Below are 14,060 nucleotides of genomic sequence, written 5' to 3'. Positions count from 1 at the left end.
GCTATCTCCACAATCGTCATTGCGGGCGCAGCGAAGCAATCCAGAATCTCTCTGTGGAGGCAGCCTGGATTGCTTCGCTGCGCTCGCAATGACGGAGTGTGTGGCTCAATCCTTCCGGAACACGATCGACGCCATCCAGCCCGTCATCAGCGCCATCGCCACTGTGGCAAGACCGTACAGCAACCCGTTGTGCCGCGCCGTGGTGGCCACGAACTGCTCGAATCCGATCTTGACGATCTCGAACGCGGTCTCGGTCTTGCCGATGAATGCGCCGTTCGCAAACAGCTTGATCTCGATCTCATAGGTCCCGATCGGCACCTCACCGGGCAGCGGAATGCCGGTGCGGAACAGCGTCGGCGTCAGGAACGTCACCGCGCTCGGGTCCTCGCGATAGAGGCCGCGCTGGGTGCGCAAGCGAATGAAGGCCGAGCGGAACGCATCGTTCGGCACCACGTCGGCGTAATCGCCGCCGACCCGCTGCGTCAGCAGCACGTTGTTGAGCCCGATCTGCTGCCGCCGGGCGATCTCGGGCGAGGTGATGGCGTCGAAGGGACGGTTGGCGAACAGCGCGAGATAGCTCGGCACCTGCAGGAACTGCCGGTAGTCGGTGTTGATCCAGATGCCGAAGGTGCGCTCCTTGCGCCGTGTCACCATGTCGGCGCGCGGGCCCCTCACGGTGACGACGAGATCGTAAGCCGTGCGGTCGGCGGGCGTCGTGGCGTCCCTCTCGACCGAGCCGAACAGCACCAGCTCCTCGCCGGAATAGTTCGGTGTGACCGTGACGCGGTGGTTGGAGACCGACACGATCAGCCGCTCGGCCCGCGCGGCGCCGCCGAGCAGCAGGACGAGAACGATTGCGAGAAGCGTGCGCGTCATCCGCTCACTCCCAGCTCGCGAATGGTGAAGAGATCCGAGGGCTGGATCACCAGCTCGATCGCAAAGCGGATTCCGACCGAGAGGATCAAAAGGCCGAGCAGCAACCGCAGCTGCTCGCCGCGGATCTTCTGGCCGGCGCGGGCGCCGAACTGTGCGCCGGTGACGCCGCCGACCATCAGGATCAGCGCCAGCACGGCGTCGACGAGGTGATTGGTCACCGCGTGCAACATGGTCGCGAACAACATCGTGACCAGCGTCAGCACCATCGAGGTCCCGATCACCGTCGAGGTCGGCACCCTCAAGAGATAGATCATGATCGGCACCAGGATGAAGCCGCCGCCGATGCCCATGATGGCGCCGATGAAGCCGATCACGATGCCGACCACCACAACCGGAATCACCGAGAGATAGATCTTCGAGCGCTTGAACCGCATCTTTAGCGGCAGGCCGTGGATCCAGTTGTGGCTGCGTCGCGGCGGCAGCGCGCCGCGCCGGGTCCGCATCAAGGCGCGCAGGCCTTCGGAAAACATCAGGCTGCCGACCGTGGTGAGCAGCACGACGTAGGACAGCGCGATCATCAGGTCGAGCTGGCCGAGCGCGCGCAGCTGGGTGAAGGCCCACACGCCGAGCGTGGTGCCGGTGACGCCGCCGCAGAGCAGCACGCTCGCCAGCGCCGGATCGATCGCGCGCCGCCGCCAATATGAGAGCGCGCCGGAAAAGGACGAGGCCGCGATGTGGCTCGCGACGGAAGCGACCGCCACCGCCGGCGTGATGCCGATGAAGATCAGCAGCGGCGTCATCAGGAAGCCGCCGCCGATTCCGAACATGCCCGAGACGAAGCCGACCGCGGCGCCCATGGCGAGCACCAGGAAGACGTTGACCGGAAGATCGGCGATCGGAAGGTAGAGCTGCATTGAACCACGCACCGGCGAGACGGATCGACGAACGCGGAATGCTCGCGGAAAGGACGGAACGATTGCCGCGCCCCTCAATAGCGGACTTTGCCTGCGGGCGGGACCGGGAACTTCGCGCGTGGTGAATGGGCGTGTGCGTGGTGATATCGCGATCGTCAGCACAACCCAGGTGAGCTGCCTCCCCCGCTTGCGGGGGAGGGCTGGGGAGAGGGTATCTCCGCAGTGGGACTCTCCCAGAGGAGAAAACCCTCACCCGGCGCTAAGCGCCGACCTCTCCCGCGTGCGGGCGAGGTGCACCGGGTCCGTGGCTGGCTTGGTTCGATCTCGTTACTATGCGGCTCAATTCGCCGCCGAAGCCGAGCGCTTGGTCGCGACGGCCTTCGGCGCCGGCTTTGCGCTTGCCTGCGGCGCGGTGTCCCAGCCGCCGGCGGGCGCTGCGACATTGACGGCGTCGTCGGGCTGCGGCTCGGCGCTGAAAGTCTGGATCGCGAGCTTAGCGGCGGCGAGCGATTGCGGGTCGAGGCGCTTGGCGACGTCGTCGCGCTTGCCGGCCGCGTCCGCATCGCCCTGAGCGGCCGCCAGGCTGAACCATTTGTAGGATTCGGCGAGGTTCTGCTCGACGCCGATGCCGCGGGCATAGAGGATGCCGAGGTTGAACTGGCTGTCGGCGACGCCGCGATCGGCCGCCTTGCGGAACCACTGCGCAGCGCTCTTGTAATTGGCGCCGCGCCCACCGCCGTCGGCGTCGAGCACCGCGAGATTGTGCATCGCCTTGGCGTTGCCGCGCTCGGCGGCCTGGGTGTAGTAGCGGCGGGCGATGTCGGCGTCCTTCTTCACGCCAAGACCCTTTTCGTAGAGCGTGCCGAGGCGGAAGATCGCGGGCACCACGCCGGCCTGCGCGGCGCGGTCGTACCACTTCGCCGCTTCGTCGTAGTTCGTGGCGACACCCTTTCCTTCGGCAAAGCGCACGCCGATCTCGTAGGCCGCGGTTGCATCGCCCTTCATCGCGGCGGTGCGCAAGGCCGGGCCGCCGATGCCGTCAGGCAGTCTCTCGCTCGGCGGCACCTGGACGAGGCCGAGCCTGGCGCGGCTCGTGCCCGACAGCGCGCCGGTAACGTCGCTGGAGGCCGGCGGCGGCGGGGCCGCGGCAGGCGCCGGCGGGATTTCGACCGAGGCCGAGCTGGCTGGATTGGCGGCGGGCGGCGGCGCGGCATTGTTCTGGGATTGCCGTCCGATCGGCGTCGGCGACGTCATCGACGGCGTAACCTGCTCGGGCGCGGCCGGCCTGGTCTCGACCGGCGGTGGCGCGGCCTGCGGTGCCGGCTCGCTCGGTATATCCTGCATCGCCTGCGGCGCCGGCGGTGCGCTACCGCCTTCGAGCAGGTTCATCGCCATCTTGAAGGTGCCGAGCACGATGACGACCACGCTCGCGCCGACCAGCAGCGAGCGGATCTTCGCGGTGATGGTCGAACCGCCGTCCTTGCCCTTGTCCTTGGACCGGTCAGCCCCTGCCTTGGCGGCGCGGCCGGTCTTTTCCGGCTGCGCGGCGGCGGCTTGCGCGGCGCGACGTGCGGCCGCGATGAAGCTCGACGACGACACCGGCTCTTTCGGCGCGGTGGCGATTCCGCTGATCGCGCTCTCGGAGGCGGCGATGCGCTCCGACGGCGTGGCAAGGCGTCCGCCCGGCCGTGTGCCCGGCTCGAGCGGATGATCCGGTGGCAATTCCGGCGCGAGCGCGGCCCGCGCGGGCGCGGTATGCGGCTCCAGGATTTCGCTGATCGCACGCGGCGGCAAGGGTGGTGCGACTTGCGGTGCCGCCGGCACCGGCGGCGGCGCAACCGGCGCAGCTGCGTGGAATTCGCGCGGCGCGGCGACGAAGGCGGCTTGCGCACCCTGCGCGGCGGCGGGATTGGGCAGCTCGGGCTTTGGATCGTATTTCGGCTGCTGCGGTTGAGGCCGCGGCTCGCGCGCCATCGGCGCCGGCTCCATCGGAGCGGCCATCGACATCGGCTGCGGCGCCGGCACGGTGCGCACCGCGCGCAGATCGCCCTCGATCATCGAGAGGCGATCGACGACGTGGCCGAGCGCGCTGTGGACGGCCTCGAGCGAGTCCTGGGTGTGCCGGTTGGTCTCGGCCTGGCTGAAGCGGATGTCGGAGAGCTCGCGCTTGACGAGATCGACCATGCCGGAATCTGCGGGCGGTGCGGAGTTGCGGCTCTCGGCCAGCGCGGCATAAGTCGCCTGCTGCCGCTCGAGATGCCGCAGGATGTCGTGCAGCCCGTCCTCGACGCGGCTCAGATTGCCGTTGTGCGGATCGGAGGCGGCTTCGATCCGTTCCAGCAGATAGGAGACGCGCTGTTCGAGATGCGCGAAGGTGGACGCGGAATCGCTGCCGACCTGCATGCGGTCGAAACGGTCCGACAGCGCGCGGATCGCGGCTTCGAGGTGCTCGGTGCTCTCGGATGGCTGAGGCCGTTCGCGGGTTTCGAGCGCGGCGGTGAGCGCGGCGATGCGCTGCTCCAGCACCGCGAAGCTGTCGCCGTGGCCAGAGGCGCGGGTGATCTGGTCGACCTTGGACGACAGCAGCTGCACGTCCTCGGAAAGCCGTGCCAGCGCTTCGTTGGAAGCGACGTTGGAGACGATGCCGCGCAGCGCCGAGATCGCGCCTTCGAGCTGCTGCACGGTCGAGGGATCGTCATTGGCGCGCAGGATCAGATCGAGCTTGGCGCCGAGATTGCGGATCGCCTCGTCGTAGCCGGTGAGCTGCTCGGCCGGCGTCAGCGTGCGCAGCACCTGCTTGATGTCGGACAGCGCATGCTCGATGCCGGAGAGGACCTGGCCGTCGGTGCCGTTGGACCGGGTCTCGTCGATGCGACGGTGCAGCGAGCGGATCTCGTTCTCGATCGATTCGATCGCGCGGCGCGGCATCGCCTCGGTGATGGCGGCACGGATTTCGGCAAGCTCGCTGCGGAAGGCGTCGATCGCCTGCTCGGTATTATCGGGACGCTGCAGCGACTCGATCTGGCTCGTGATCTTGAGCAGGTGGCGCTCGAGCGATGAGAAATCCGGCCCCGGCTGCGGTGGCGGCGGCGCGTAGGCAGGCGCCGGCGGGGCCATGGGCGGTGCGTAAGGAGCGGCAGGCGCAAGCGACGGCGCGGCACGCGGCGGCATCTGCCTGGGCGCAAAGCCGTCGAGCTCGCTCTGGCGCGCGGTGATCTCGGCAACCGCGACGTCGAACGAAGCCGGGCTCAGGGGAGGTGAGCTGCGATAGACCTGCGCGGCCGCGCGCTCGACCGCATCGGCCTGGCTCTGGCGCGTGTCGGCCGGGGCGGGGCGCGGAGCCTGCGGCTGCTGCAGTTGCCGCTGCGGGCGGGAGATTTGCGACAGGCGCGCATCGAGCCGCGAGATCGCATCGTTGAGTTGACGCGCGACGCCCTGCTCGCGCGAGACGTCTGGTCTTGAAGAGTCCTGGCGCGGGACGGGCTTGGAAATCCGTTCGATCTGCTGGGTGATCGCATCGAGCCGCTGGTGGATGTCGGCGACTTCGCGGCTCTCCTGACTGGGCCCTTGGCTCGGCATGTGCTGCGGACGCTGGTCGTAGGCTGCGCGAAAGTTCGGCGGGGCTGTCTCGCCGAGCGTGGAGCTCAGCCAATCGTTGAGTGACATGCCGGCTCTGCGCGCAGCAGCTTCGGCCCGCTCCCGGACGGATGGATCGATGCCGTCAACACTCCACGATACGCGCGAATTCATGACTCTGTCCGGTTCCGACTCCGGCGCCCCACCCGGCGCCTCCAGCCTCCCCACGCGCCCCGGTTGCAAAGACAATCGAATTTGGCGCGGGTCGTCTGCCTCGAAAACCGACTTTTTCCTGTTACGGTAAATAACGAGTTAAGGAATGCGGCGCGGGTGTCTTAAAGTTGGGCGGGGGAACCTTCGGTGCTCGTCATGCCCGGGCTTGTCCCGGGCATCCACGTTCTTCTGTGCTGCGCGACAGGTCGTGGATGGCCGGGACAAGCCCGGCCATGACGCTTGGGAGAGAGTTCAGCCCTTCCCTTGCGCTTGCCGTCTTCCGGCGGCAACACCATGGTCTTGCCGCTGATCGCAGACGCACCTACCGGCCCGGCGGATGCAGCCGCGTGTCCAGCGCAAACGGATCCTGCGATCTCAGCTTGTAGGCTCCGGTGGCCTTTGCAGCGATGAAGATCAAATTCCAGCTCGCCGTCGAGACCACGCTCGGAATCACGATGAACCTGTGTTTCGCAAGCAGCTCATCCCCGAATGCCTGCTGGCCGGCGCTCGGTATCCCCGGCCTCAGCCAGTTGGGATTTGGAACGGTATTGGGCTCGACGACGAATACACCCGCTGGATCGATCGCTGCGGCCGTGATCACATGGGACACCATGTCCAACGCGCGAAATCCCTTATGAACGGCGACCTCCAGAATCGCCGTCGCGGGATCAATCGAACAGTAAACCGTGCGAACTCCTTTGCTGTTCCAGCGGCCTCCGACGAGAAACGCGCCCTCTCCACTGTCCCAGGTCGCAGCATATTTGGATTGATCCAGACGCCAGGCCACCAGCTCGGAGCCGCCGAGCGATGCGGGGAGCGGTGTCACGCGTAAACGCCATACTCAAGGCGTGCGAGAAAATCCTCGACGAGTTCAACACCGGCAGGTGTGGCTAACAGATCAATCGGCCTGCGTTGATCGAGGCCAATGGCCGGGCGCTCCAGCCACTGCTCAGCCTCCTCCTTCGATCCGAAGACCGAAGTGGCTTTCGCCAAAATTTCTGCGAGCTTCCACGCGCGCCCGCTCTGTTCAGGGCTGAGCTGCCGGATATTTTCAGCCGTGTGCCGCTGGTAGGTTCTATGGCTCATTCCGATCGCCTTGGCGAAAGAATCGTCCCAGCGGAGAAATGCGAAATTTGCGACCAGATACACCAGCGCCTTGGATGGGAGGCCACTCACGAGAATTTCGTGAGCCTCTAGTGGGCTCTTGGGCATCTTCCGAAAGGTGGAGGTTCCCCCGAGAAGCCGTGTGACGGCCGCCAGCCGGGCAATTTCAGGGGATTGAGCAAGTTCGTCCATCAGCATCAGTCTCGCCACTTGTCGCTCAAAATATGACAAGTGTCGGAATGATATTCAAGGGCGGGGCGCCAATTCTTGGTCGGGCTCGGCAGCCTCAGCCCTTCCCCTCGCGCTTGCCATCCTCCAGCGGCACCACCGTGGCCTTGCCGCTCATCGCCGACAGCGCCTCCAGTGCCTCCTCGCAGAAATCGGCCACCATCTGCTCGTGCCGGGCCCCCAGGCGGAGCAGGAGCAGGTTGCCGAGGTCGAGCTTGCCTTCTGCCGTGCCGTCCGGAAAACGCTTCTTCAGGATGCGCTCGTAATTGGCGTGGCGGTCGCGGTGGTGCTCGAGCCGAGCCATCAAATCGGCGCGAAGCGGCTCGATGTCGATGCTGTCGAGCGCGTGGAGGCGGACCAGGAGGTCGTCCTTGGTCGAGGCCGGCGTACTGGGCCGCGCGGCCCAGTGCCGCAGCGCTGTTCGGCCCTCCGGAGTGAGCGTATAAACCAGCTTGTTGGGCTTGCCCGATTGGACGACCTCGCGGCCCTGGATGTAGCCGCGGTCGCGCAGCTTGGAGAGTTCGCGGTAGATCTGCTGGTGGTCGGCCTTCCAGAAGAAGCCGATCGAGGAATCGAACGTCTTGGCGAGCTCATAGCCCGTCATCGGACGTTCCGTCAGGCATGCGAGGATTGCGTCGCCCAGTGCCATGACCGGTCTCCTGTTCTCGACCTTGTGGCTTGACTTTATGCGCATCGGCGCATATGCGTCAATGTGCATATGAGGCAGTGAGCAGTCGAGACAAGTCCCGACTGAAAAAATCCAGCAGAATCAACCCGACTGCTACTGTGCATGGGGTTGTTTTCGCACTTTTGCCCTTGGCCTAGGGAGGCACCTGAAAATGACCGGCCTCGATTCCTGGTACGCCTACATGAAGTCTCATGACCGCGCCGCGCTCTGGGACCTCCTGCACCCCGACGCCGTGTTCGAAAGCCCCGTGGTGCACACGCCGCAGCGCGGCCGCGACATCACCTTCAAATACCTCGCCAGCGCCGAGAAGGTGCTCGGCGGCCCCGGCTTCACCTATGTCGGTGAATGGCGCAGCGACAACGGCGCCGTGCTCGAATTCAAGGCCATGATCGACGGCATCGAGATCAACGGCGTCGATATCATCAGCTTCGACGGTGAGGGACGCATCACGCACTTCAAGGTGATGGTGCGTCCGCTCAAGGCGATCAACATGCTGCACCGCCTGATGGCGGAGCAGCTGGCCGCCGCCCAATCATAAGCGCAACATCATCCCCTCGAGGCTATGCCGGGAGAACCCCATGCCGATCTATAAAGCCCCCGTCGAAGACGTGAACTTCCTGCTCAACGACGTCTTCCAGATTGACCGCTACGACAATCTGCCGGGCTTCTCCGATGCGTCGAGCGACGTGCGCGAGGCGATCCTCGGCGAAGCCGCCAAGCTCGCCGAAGAGGTGCTGCAGCCGCTCAATCGTGTGGGCGATCTCGAAGGCTGCAAGCGCACTGAGGACGGCAGCGTCACCACGCCGAAAGGCTTCAAGGAAGCGTTCAAGCAGGTGGTCGAGGGCGGCTGGCTCGGCCTGTCGGCGCCGACCGAATATGGCGGCCAGGGCCTGCCGGTGACGCTGAGCCAGGCGGTCAACGAATTCCAGATTTCCGCCAACATGGCGTTCTCGATGTATGGCGGTCTCACCATGGGCGCGACCGCCGCCCTGCTGGTGCACGGCACGCCCGAGCAGAAGAAGACCTACGTCCCGAAGATGGTTGCCGGCGAATGGACCGGCACCATGAACCTCACCGAGCCGCATTGCGGCACCGACCTCGGCATGCTCCGCACCAAGGCGGTGCGCCAGGCGGACGGCAGCTTCAGGATCACCGGCACCAAGATCTTCATCTCGGCCGGCGAGCACGATCTCGCCGACAACATCATCCACCTCGTGCTCGCCCGCATCGAGGGCGCGCCGGCCGGCATCAAGGGCGTGTCGCTGTTCGTGGTGCCGAAATTCCTGGTGAACGCCGACGGCTCGGTGGGCGCCCGCAACGGCGTCGTCTGCGGCTCGATCGAGCACAAGATGGGCATCCACGGCAATTCCACCTGCGTGATGAACTACGACAACGCCACCGGCTGGCTGATCGGCGAAGAGAACAAGGGCATGCAGGGCATGTTCGTGATGATGAACGAGGCTAGGCTCGGCGTCGCCGTGCAGGGCCTCGCGCAGTCCGAGGTGGCGTATCAGAACGCCGTCGCCTATGCCCGCGAGCGCATCCAGGGCCGCGCGCTCACCGGCGCGAAAGCGCCGGACAAGCCGGCCGATCCGATCATCGTGCATCCCGACGTGCGCCGCACGCTGCTGTCGATCCGCGCCTTCAACGAGGCCGCGCGCGCCTTCGTGATCTGGACCGCGCTGAAGAGCGACGTCGCCCACCGCTCCGAGGATCCCAAGGACCGCCAGGCCGCGGACGACCATATGGGCCTGATGACGCCGGTGCTGAAGGGCTTCCTCACCGACTACGGCTTCGCCAACGCGGTGCAGGCGCAGCAGATGTATGGCGGCCACGGCTACATCGCCGAGCAGGGCATGGAGCAGTTCGTGCGCGATGCGCGTATCGCCATGATCTATGAAGGCGCCAACGGCATCCAGGCGCTCGACCTCGTCGGCCGCAAGCTGCCGCGCGACGGCGGCCGCGCCATCATGGCCTTCTTCGGCGAGGTGATGGCCTTCGCCAAGGAGAATGGCGGCGACGAGGGGCTCAAGCCCTTCATCACGCCGCTCTCCACCTCGCTCGGCCATCTCCAGCAGGCCACCACCTGGCTGATGCAGAACGCGATGGCAAAGCCGGACAATGCCGGCGCGGCCGCCACCGACTACCTGCATCTCTTCGGCTTCGTCGCGCTCGGCTATATGTGGGCGAAGATGGCGAAGGTGACGAATGCCAAGATTGCCGAGAGCGGGGCGACGCCCTATCTCTCGACCAAGCTCGTCACCGGCCGCTTCTTCATGGAGCGGATGCTGCCGGAGACGGCCGCCAATCTGGCGCGTATCCAGGCCGGTTGCGCCACCATCATGGAATTGCCGGCGGAAGCGTTCTGAGCCTGCGTTCCGCTGCCTGCTCCCAATCGTATCGAACAACACACCAGGAGGGCGTCATGCCTGAGGCATTCATCTACGACCACGTTCGCACCCCGCGCGGCCGCGGCAAGCCGGACGGTGCGCTGCACGAGGTCACGGCGCTCGCGCTGGCCACCGTGCCGCTGAAGGCGCTGAAGGACCGCAACAACCTTCCGGAAGATTCAGTCGACGACGTCATCCTCGGCGTGGTCGATCCGGTCGGTGAAGCCGGATCCGACATCGCGCGCTTTGCTGCGCTGAAGGCCGGCCTCGGAGAAGCCGTTCCCGGCGTGCAGATCAGCCGCTTCTGCGCCTCCGGCCTCGACGCCGTGAACTTCGCTGCGGCGCAGATCATGTCCGGCCAGCATGAGCTCGTGATCGGCGGCGGCGCCGAATCGATGAGCCGCGTCGGCATCGGCGCCTCCGGCGGCGCCTGGCCGGTGGACCCCTCGATCGCGGTGCCGGCCTATTTCATGCCGCAGGGCGTGTCAGCCGATCTGATCGCGACCAAATACGGCTTCTCGCGCGACGACGTCGACGCCTACGCGGTGCAGAGCCAGCAGCGCGCGGGCAAGGCCTGGGACGAGGGCCGCTTCAACAAGTCGGTGGTGCCGGTGAAGGACATCAACGGCCTCACCATCCTCGCCAAGGACGAGCACATGCGTCCCTCGACCACGATGCAGTCGCTGGCGCAGCTGCAGCCGTCGTTCACCATGATGGCGCAGATGGGTGGCTTTGACGGTGTCGCGGTGCAGTCGCATCCCGAGATCGAGCGCGTCAACTACGTGCACCACGCCGGCAATTCGTCGGGCATCGTCGACGGCGCCGGCGCCGTGCTGCTCGGCAGCAAGGAAGCGGGCGCGAAGTACGGCATGAAGCCGCGCGCAAAAATCCGCGCCTTCGCCAATATCGGCTCGGAGCCGGCGATGATGCTGACCGGTCCGGTCGACGTCACCGAGAAGCTGTTTGCGCGCTCGGGCATGAAGAAGTCGGACATCGACCTGTTCGAGCTCAACGAGGCTTTCGCCTCCGTCGTGCTGCGCTACATCCAGGCCTTCGACATCGACAGCGCCAAGATCAACGTCAATGGCGGCGCCATCGCGCTCGGCCATCCGCTTGGCGCGACCGGCGCGATGATCCTCGGCACCGTGCTCGACGAACTCGAGCGCACCAACAAGTCGACCGCCCTGGTCACGCTGTGCATCGGCGGCGGCATGGGCACCGCGACCATCATCGAGCGGGTGTAGGTTCGTAGGGTGGGTTAGCCGCAGGCGTAACCCACCTCTTCTGTCCCCGCAGCGAAAGACCGTGGTGGGTTACGCTTCGCTAACCCACCCTACGAATTCAGAGTCAACCGCCGCGCCTGGGATCGGCTGCGGCACCGAGGAGCAACCAACATGTCGTACAAGAACTTCAAGGTTGAGACCGACGCAGACGGCATCGCGCTCGTCACCTGGGACATCCCGGGCCGGTCGATGAACGTGCTCGACGAAACCTCGACCAACGAGCTCGAGGCGATCGTCAAGGCGACCACGGCGGATGCCGCGGTGAAGGGCGTCGTCATCACCTCCGCGAAAGAGGCGTTCTGTGCGGGCGCCGACCTGTCGATGCTCGAAGGCATGAACCAGGCCTATGCGAAGGTCTTCAAGGAACAGGGCGAGACCGCGGCGAACCAGATGCTGTTCGAGCAGAGCCGCCGCTTCTCGCTGGTGCTGCGTTCGATCGAGACGTCGGGCAAGCCGTGGGCGGCCGCGATCAACGGCCTCGCGCTCGGCGGCGGTTTCGAGATCACGCTGTGCTGCCATTATCGCGTTGCGGCCGAGAATCCCAAGACGCGCCTCGGCCTGCCCGAGGTCAAGGTCGGCCTTTTCCCCGGCGCCGGCGGCACGCAGCGCGTGCCGCGCCTGGTGCCTCCGCAGGATGCGATGACGATCCTGCTCAAGGGCGATCCTGTTACGGTCGAGAAGGCCAAGGCGCTGAATTTGATTCACGACGTCGTTCCCGCTGCCGATCTCGTCAAGGCCGCCAAGGACTGGATCAAGGGCGGCGGCAAGGCCGTCGCGCCCTGGGACGAGAAAGGCTTCAAGCTTCCGGGCGGTCCGGTGTTCTCCAAGGCCGGCATGATGATGTTCCCGGCCGGCAACGCCATCTACCGCCGCGAGACCTACGACAATTATCCGGCCGCGCGCGCCATCATGAGCTGCGTCTATGAGGGCCTGCAGCTGCCGATCGACGCCGCGCTGCGCGTCGAGTCGCGCTACTTCGCCTCGGTGCTGCGCTCGAAGGAAGCGGCGGCGATGATCCGCAGCCTGTTCCTGTCGATGCAGGAGCTCAACAAGGGCGCGCGCCGTCCCAAGGACGTGCCGCCGACCAAGGTGAAGAAGATCGCGGTGATCGGCGCCGGCTTCATGGGCGCCAGCGTCGGCTACGTCTCGGCCCGCGCCGGCCTCGACGTCATCCTGATCGACCGCGACCAGGAGAGCGCCGACAAGGGCAAGGCGCATGCGCAGAAGGTGATCGAGGAGCAGATCAAGAAGGGTCGCGCCAAGCCCACCGATGCCGAAGCGCTGCTCGCGCGCATCACGCCGACCGCGGACTATGCCGCGCTGAAGGACGTCGACCTCGTCATCGAGGCCGTGTTCGAGGACCGCAAGGTGAAGGCGGACACCTTCGCCAAGGCGCAGCAATATCTGAAGCCGGACGTGATCTTCGCCTCGAACACCTCGACGCTGCCGATCACCTCGCTGGCCGAGGGCTTCAGGGACCAGGGCAAGTTCATCGGCATCCACTTCTTCTCGCCGGTCGAGAAGATGATGCTGGTCGAGATCATCCTCGGCAAGAACACCGGCGATGTCGCGCTCGCGACAGCGCTCGACTACGTCCGGCAGATCGGCAAGACGCCGATTGTCGTGAACGACTCTCGCGGCTTCTTCGCCAACCGCTGCGTCGGCCGCTACGTCGCCGAAGGCAACGAGATGTTCCTGGAGGGCGTGCCGCCGGCGATGATCGAGAACTGCGCCAAGATGGCCGGCATGCCGGTCGGCCCGCTCTCGTTGTCGGACGAAGTCGCGCTCGACCTCGGCCTCAAGATCATGAAGGCGACGGAGGCCGATCTCGGCCCCAACGCCATCAATCCCGATCAGAAGAAGCTGATGGTGGAGATGGTCGAGAAGCAGGGCCGCCTCGGCCGCAAGAACAGCAAGGGCTTCTACGATTACCCCGAGAAGGGCAAAGGCCAGAAGAGCCTGTGGCCGGGCTTGTCAGCGCTGCAGCCGAAGCAGCTCGACCCTGATACGCTCGACATCGAGGAGCTGAAGCAGCGCTTCCTGGTGGTGCAGGCGGTGGAAGCGGCGCGCACGGTGGAGGACCACGTCATCACCGATCCGCGCGAGGCGGATGTCGGCTCGATCCTCGGTTTCGGTTTCGCGCCTTTCACCGGCGGCACGCTGTCCTACATCGACTTCATGGGTACGAAGAAGTTCGTCGAGCTCTGCCGCAAGCTCGAGGCGAAATACGGCTCGCGCTTCACCCCGCCGAAGCTGCTCGAGGAGATGGCGGCGAAGGACGAGACCTTCTACGGCCGCTTCGCGCCGAAGAAGGCGGCGGCCTGAGAGAGACCTGCAGCCCGGATGGAGCGCGAGCGAAATCCGGGCACGCAAAGCCAAGAGGCCGGATCATTGATCCGGCCTTTTTATTGTCCGTCGCCGAACGGCGAGAATGCGCGCCCCGATACGGTCTCGCCGGCGAGACTGGCCGTCCAGCTGCCTTCGTCGCCGCGGCCGATGCGCACTTCAAAACGCCCGCTATTCTGGTTGGTGAAAGCGATGTCTGCGCCGCGCTTCGTCTTGGCGTAGCTGCACCGATATTCGGTCGGCCGGTCCGTCGCCGATCACATCGCTCACGATGAAGAAGGGCCGGATCATCCACGCCAAATTCCTGCCGCAGCCGCGCTCCGCCCTGGCACCGCTCTTGCTGATGTTTCCCCGGATGGCCCATTGGCATTGAAGGTGTCCCGCAATGATCCCCACGGTGTCTCAAGACAGCGCAGCCGGCGTTGCGGTAAGATACGCGCCC

At 65.9% G+C, this 14,060-nt stretch carries 10 protein-coding genes; 4 read left to right on the top strand and 6 right to left on the bottom strand.

Annotation, left to right across the window (positions count from 1 at the left end; genetic code table 11):
* Positions 1–105 precede the first annotated feature (105 nt).
* The 6 genes from IVB23_RS18235 to IVB23_RS18210 all read right to left on the bottom strand — a co-directional run bounded on the left by IVB23_RS18235 (position 106) and on the right by IVB23_RS18210 (position 7,560).
* Positions 106–876 (bottom strand): TIGR02186 family protein, encoded by a 771-nt coding sequence (locus IVB23_RS18235; protein WP_247804525.1) that lies wholly within the window; start codon positions 874–876, stop codon positions 106–108.
* The gene (locus IVB23_RS18230; protein ID WP_061882507.1) at positions 873–1,790 is read right to left on the bottom strand and encodes a sulfite exporter TauE/SafE family protein; all 918 of its coding nucleotides are present in this window, start codon (positions 1,788–1,790) and stop codon (positions 873–875) included. Before IVB23_RS18230 ends, IVB23_RS18235 begins: the two co-directional genes overlap by 4 nt.
* 339 nt (positions 1,791–2,129) lie before the next feature.
* Entirely contained in the window at positions 2,130–5,540 is a 3,411-nt protein-coding gene (locus IVB23_RS18225; RefSeq protein ID WP_247804523.1) for a tetratricopeptide repeat protein, read from the bottom strand.
* Positions 5,541–5,901: 361 nt separating this feature from the next.
* On the bottom strand, positions 5,902–6,405 hold the full coding sequence (locus IVB23_RS18220) for an RES domain-containing protein (protein ID WP_061882505.1): 504 nt from the start codon (positions 6,403–6,405) through the stop codon (positions 5,902–5,904).
* Positions 6,402–6,881, bottom strand: a complete 480-nt coding sequence (locus IVB23_RS18215; protein WP_156505423.1) for an antitoxin Xre/MbcA/ParS toxin-binding domain-containing protein — start codon at positions 6,879–6,881, stop codon at positions 6,402–6,404. The genes IVB23_RS18220 and IVB23_RS18215 overlap by 4 nt, the downstream gene beginning before the upstream one ends.
* Before the next feature lie 88 nt (positions 6,882–6,969).
* The gene (locus tag IVB23_RS18210; RefSeq protein WP_061882704.1) at positions 6,970–7,560 is read right to left on the bottom strand and encodes a PadR family transcriptional regulator; all 591 of its coding nucleotides are present in this window, start codon (positions 7,558–7,560) and stop codon (positions 6,970–6,972) included.
* A 190-nt stretch (positions 7,561–7,750) separates the two neighbouring features.
* Between IVB23_RS18210 and IVB23_RS18205 the strand changes: the two genes are divergently transcribed.
* The 4 genes from IVB23_RS18205 (at position 7,751) to IVB23_RS18190 (ending at position 13,597) form a co-directional block, all read left to right on the top strand.
* Entirely contained in the window at positions 7,751–8,137 is a 387-nt protein-coding gene (locus IVB23_RS18205) for a nuclear transport factor 2 family protein (protein ID WP_197968573.1), read from the top strand.
* 40 nt (positions 8,138–8,177) lie between these two features.
* Positions 8,178–9,968 carry an acyl-CoA dehydrogenase C-terminal domain-containing protein gene (locus IVB23_RS18200; RefSeq protein WP_247804521.1) on the top strand — a complete coding sequence of 597 codons (1,791 nt, stop codon included), beginning with the start codon at positions 8,178–8,180 and terminating at the stop codon, positions 9,966–9,968.
* 56 nt (positions 9,969–10,024) lie between these two features.
* A complete protein-coding gene (locus tag IVB23_RS18195; RefSeq protein WP_197968575.1) occupies positions 10,025–11,233 on the top strand; it encodes an acetyl-CoA C-acetyltransferase in 1,209 nt (402 codons plus the stop codon).
* Positions 11,234–11,383: 150 nt separating this feature from the next.
* Complete coding sequence (locus IVB23_RS18190; protein WP_247804519.1) at positions 11,384–13,597, top strand: FAD-dependent oxidoreductase; 2,214 nt, start codon at positions 11,384–11,386, stop codon at positions 13,595–13,597.
* The last annotated feature ends 463 nt before the right edge of the window (positions 13,598–14,060 follow it).

This window comes from Bradyrhizobium sp. 191 (assembly GCF_023100985.1).
Lineage (GTDB): Bacteria > Pseudomonadota > Alphaproteobacteria > Rhizobiales > Xanthobacteraceae > Bradyrhizobium > Bradyrhizobium diversitatis.
Note: the sequence above shows the minus strand (reverse complement) of the source record. Positions and strands in the feature narration are given on the sequence as shown.

Bases quoted from the DNA above. Each gene is read 5' to 3' on its own strand.
- IVB23_RS18235 (WP_247804525.1), bottom strand. From the start codon at position 876: ATGACGCGCACGCTTCTCGCAATCGTTCTCGTCCTGCTGCTCGGCGGC.
- IVB23_RS18230 (WP_061882507.1), bottom strand. From the start codon at position 1,790: ATGCAGCTCTACCTTCCGATCGCCGATCTTCCGGTCAACGTCTTCCTG.
- IVB23_RS18225 (WP_247804523.1), bottom strand. From the start codon at position 5,540: ATGAATTCGCGCGTATCGTGGAGTGTTGACGGCATCGATCCATCCGTC.
- IVB23_RS18215 (WP_156505423.1), bottom strand. From the start codon at position 6,881: ATGCTGATGGACGAACTTGCTCAATCCCCTGAAATTGCCCGGCTGGCG.
- IVB23_RS18210 (WP_061882704.1), bottom strand. From the start codon at position 7,560: ATGGCACTGGGCGACGCAATCCTCGCATGCCTGACGGAACGTCCGATG.
- IVB23_RS18205 (WP_197968573.1), top strand. From the start codon at position 7,751: ATGACCGGCCTCGATTCCTGGTACGCCTACATGAAGTCTCATGACCGC.
- IVB23_RS18200 (WP_247804521.1), top strand. From the start codon at position 8,178: ATGCCGATCTATAAAGCCCCCGTCGAAGACGTGAACTTCCTGCTCAAC.
- IVB23_RS18195 (WP_197968575.1), top strand. From the start codon at position 10,025: ATGCCTGAGGCATTCATCTACGACCACGTTCGCACCCCGCGCGGCCGC.
- IVB23_RS18190 (WP_247804519.1), top strand. From the start codon at position 11,384: ATGTCGTACAAGAACTTCAAGGTTGAGACCGACGCAGACGGCATCGCG.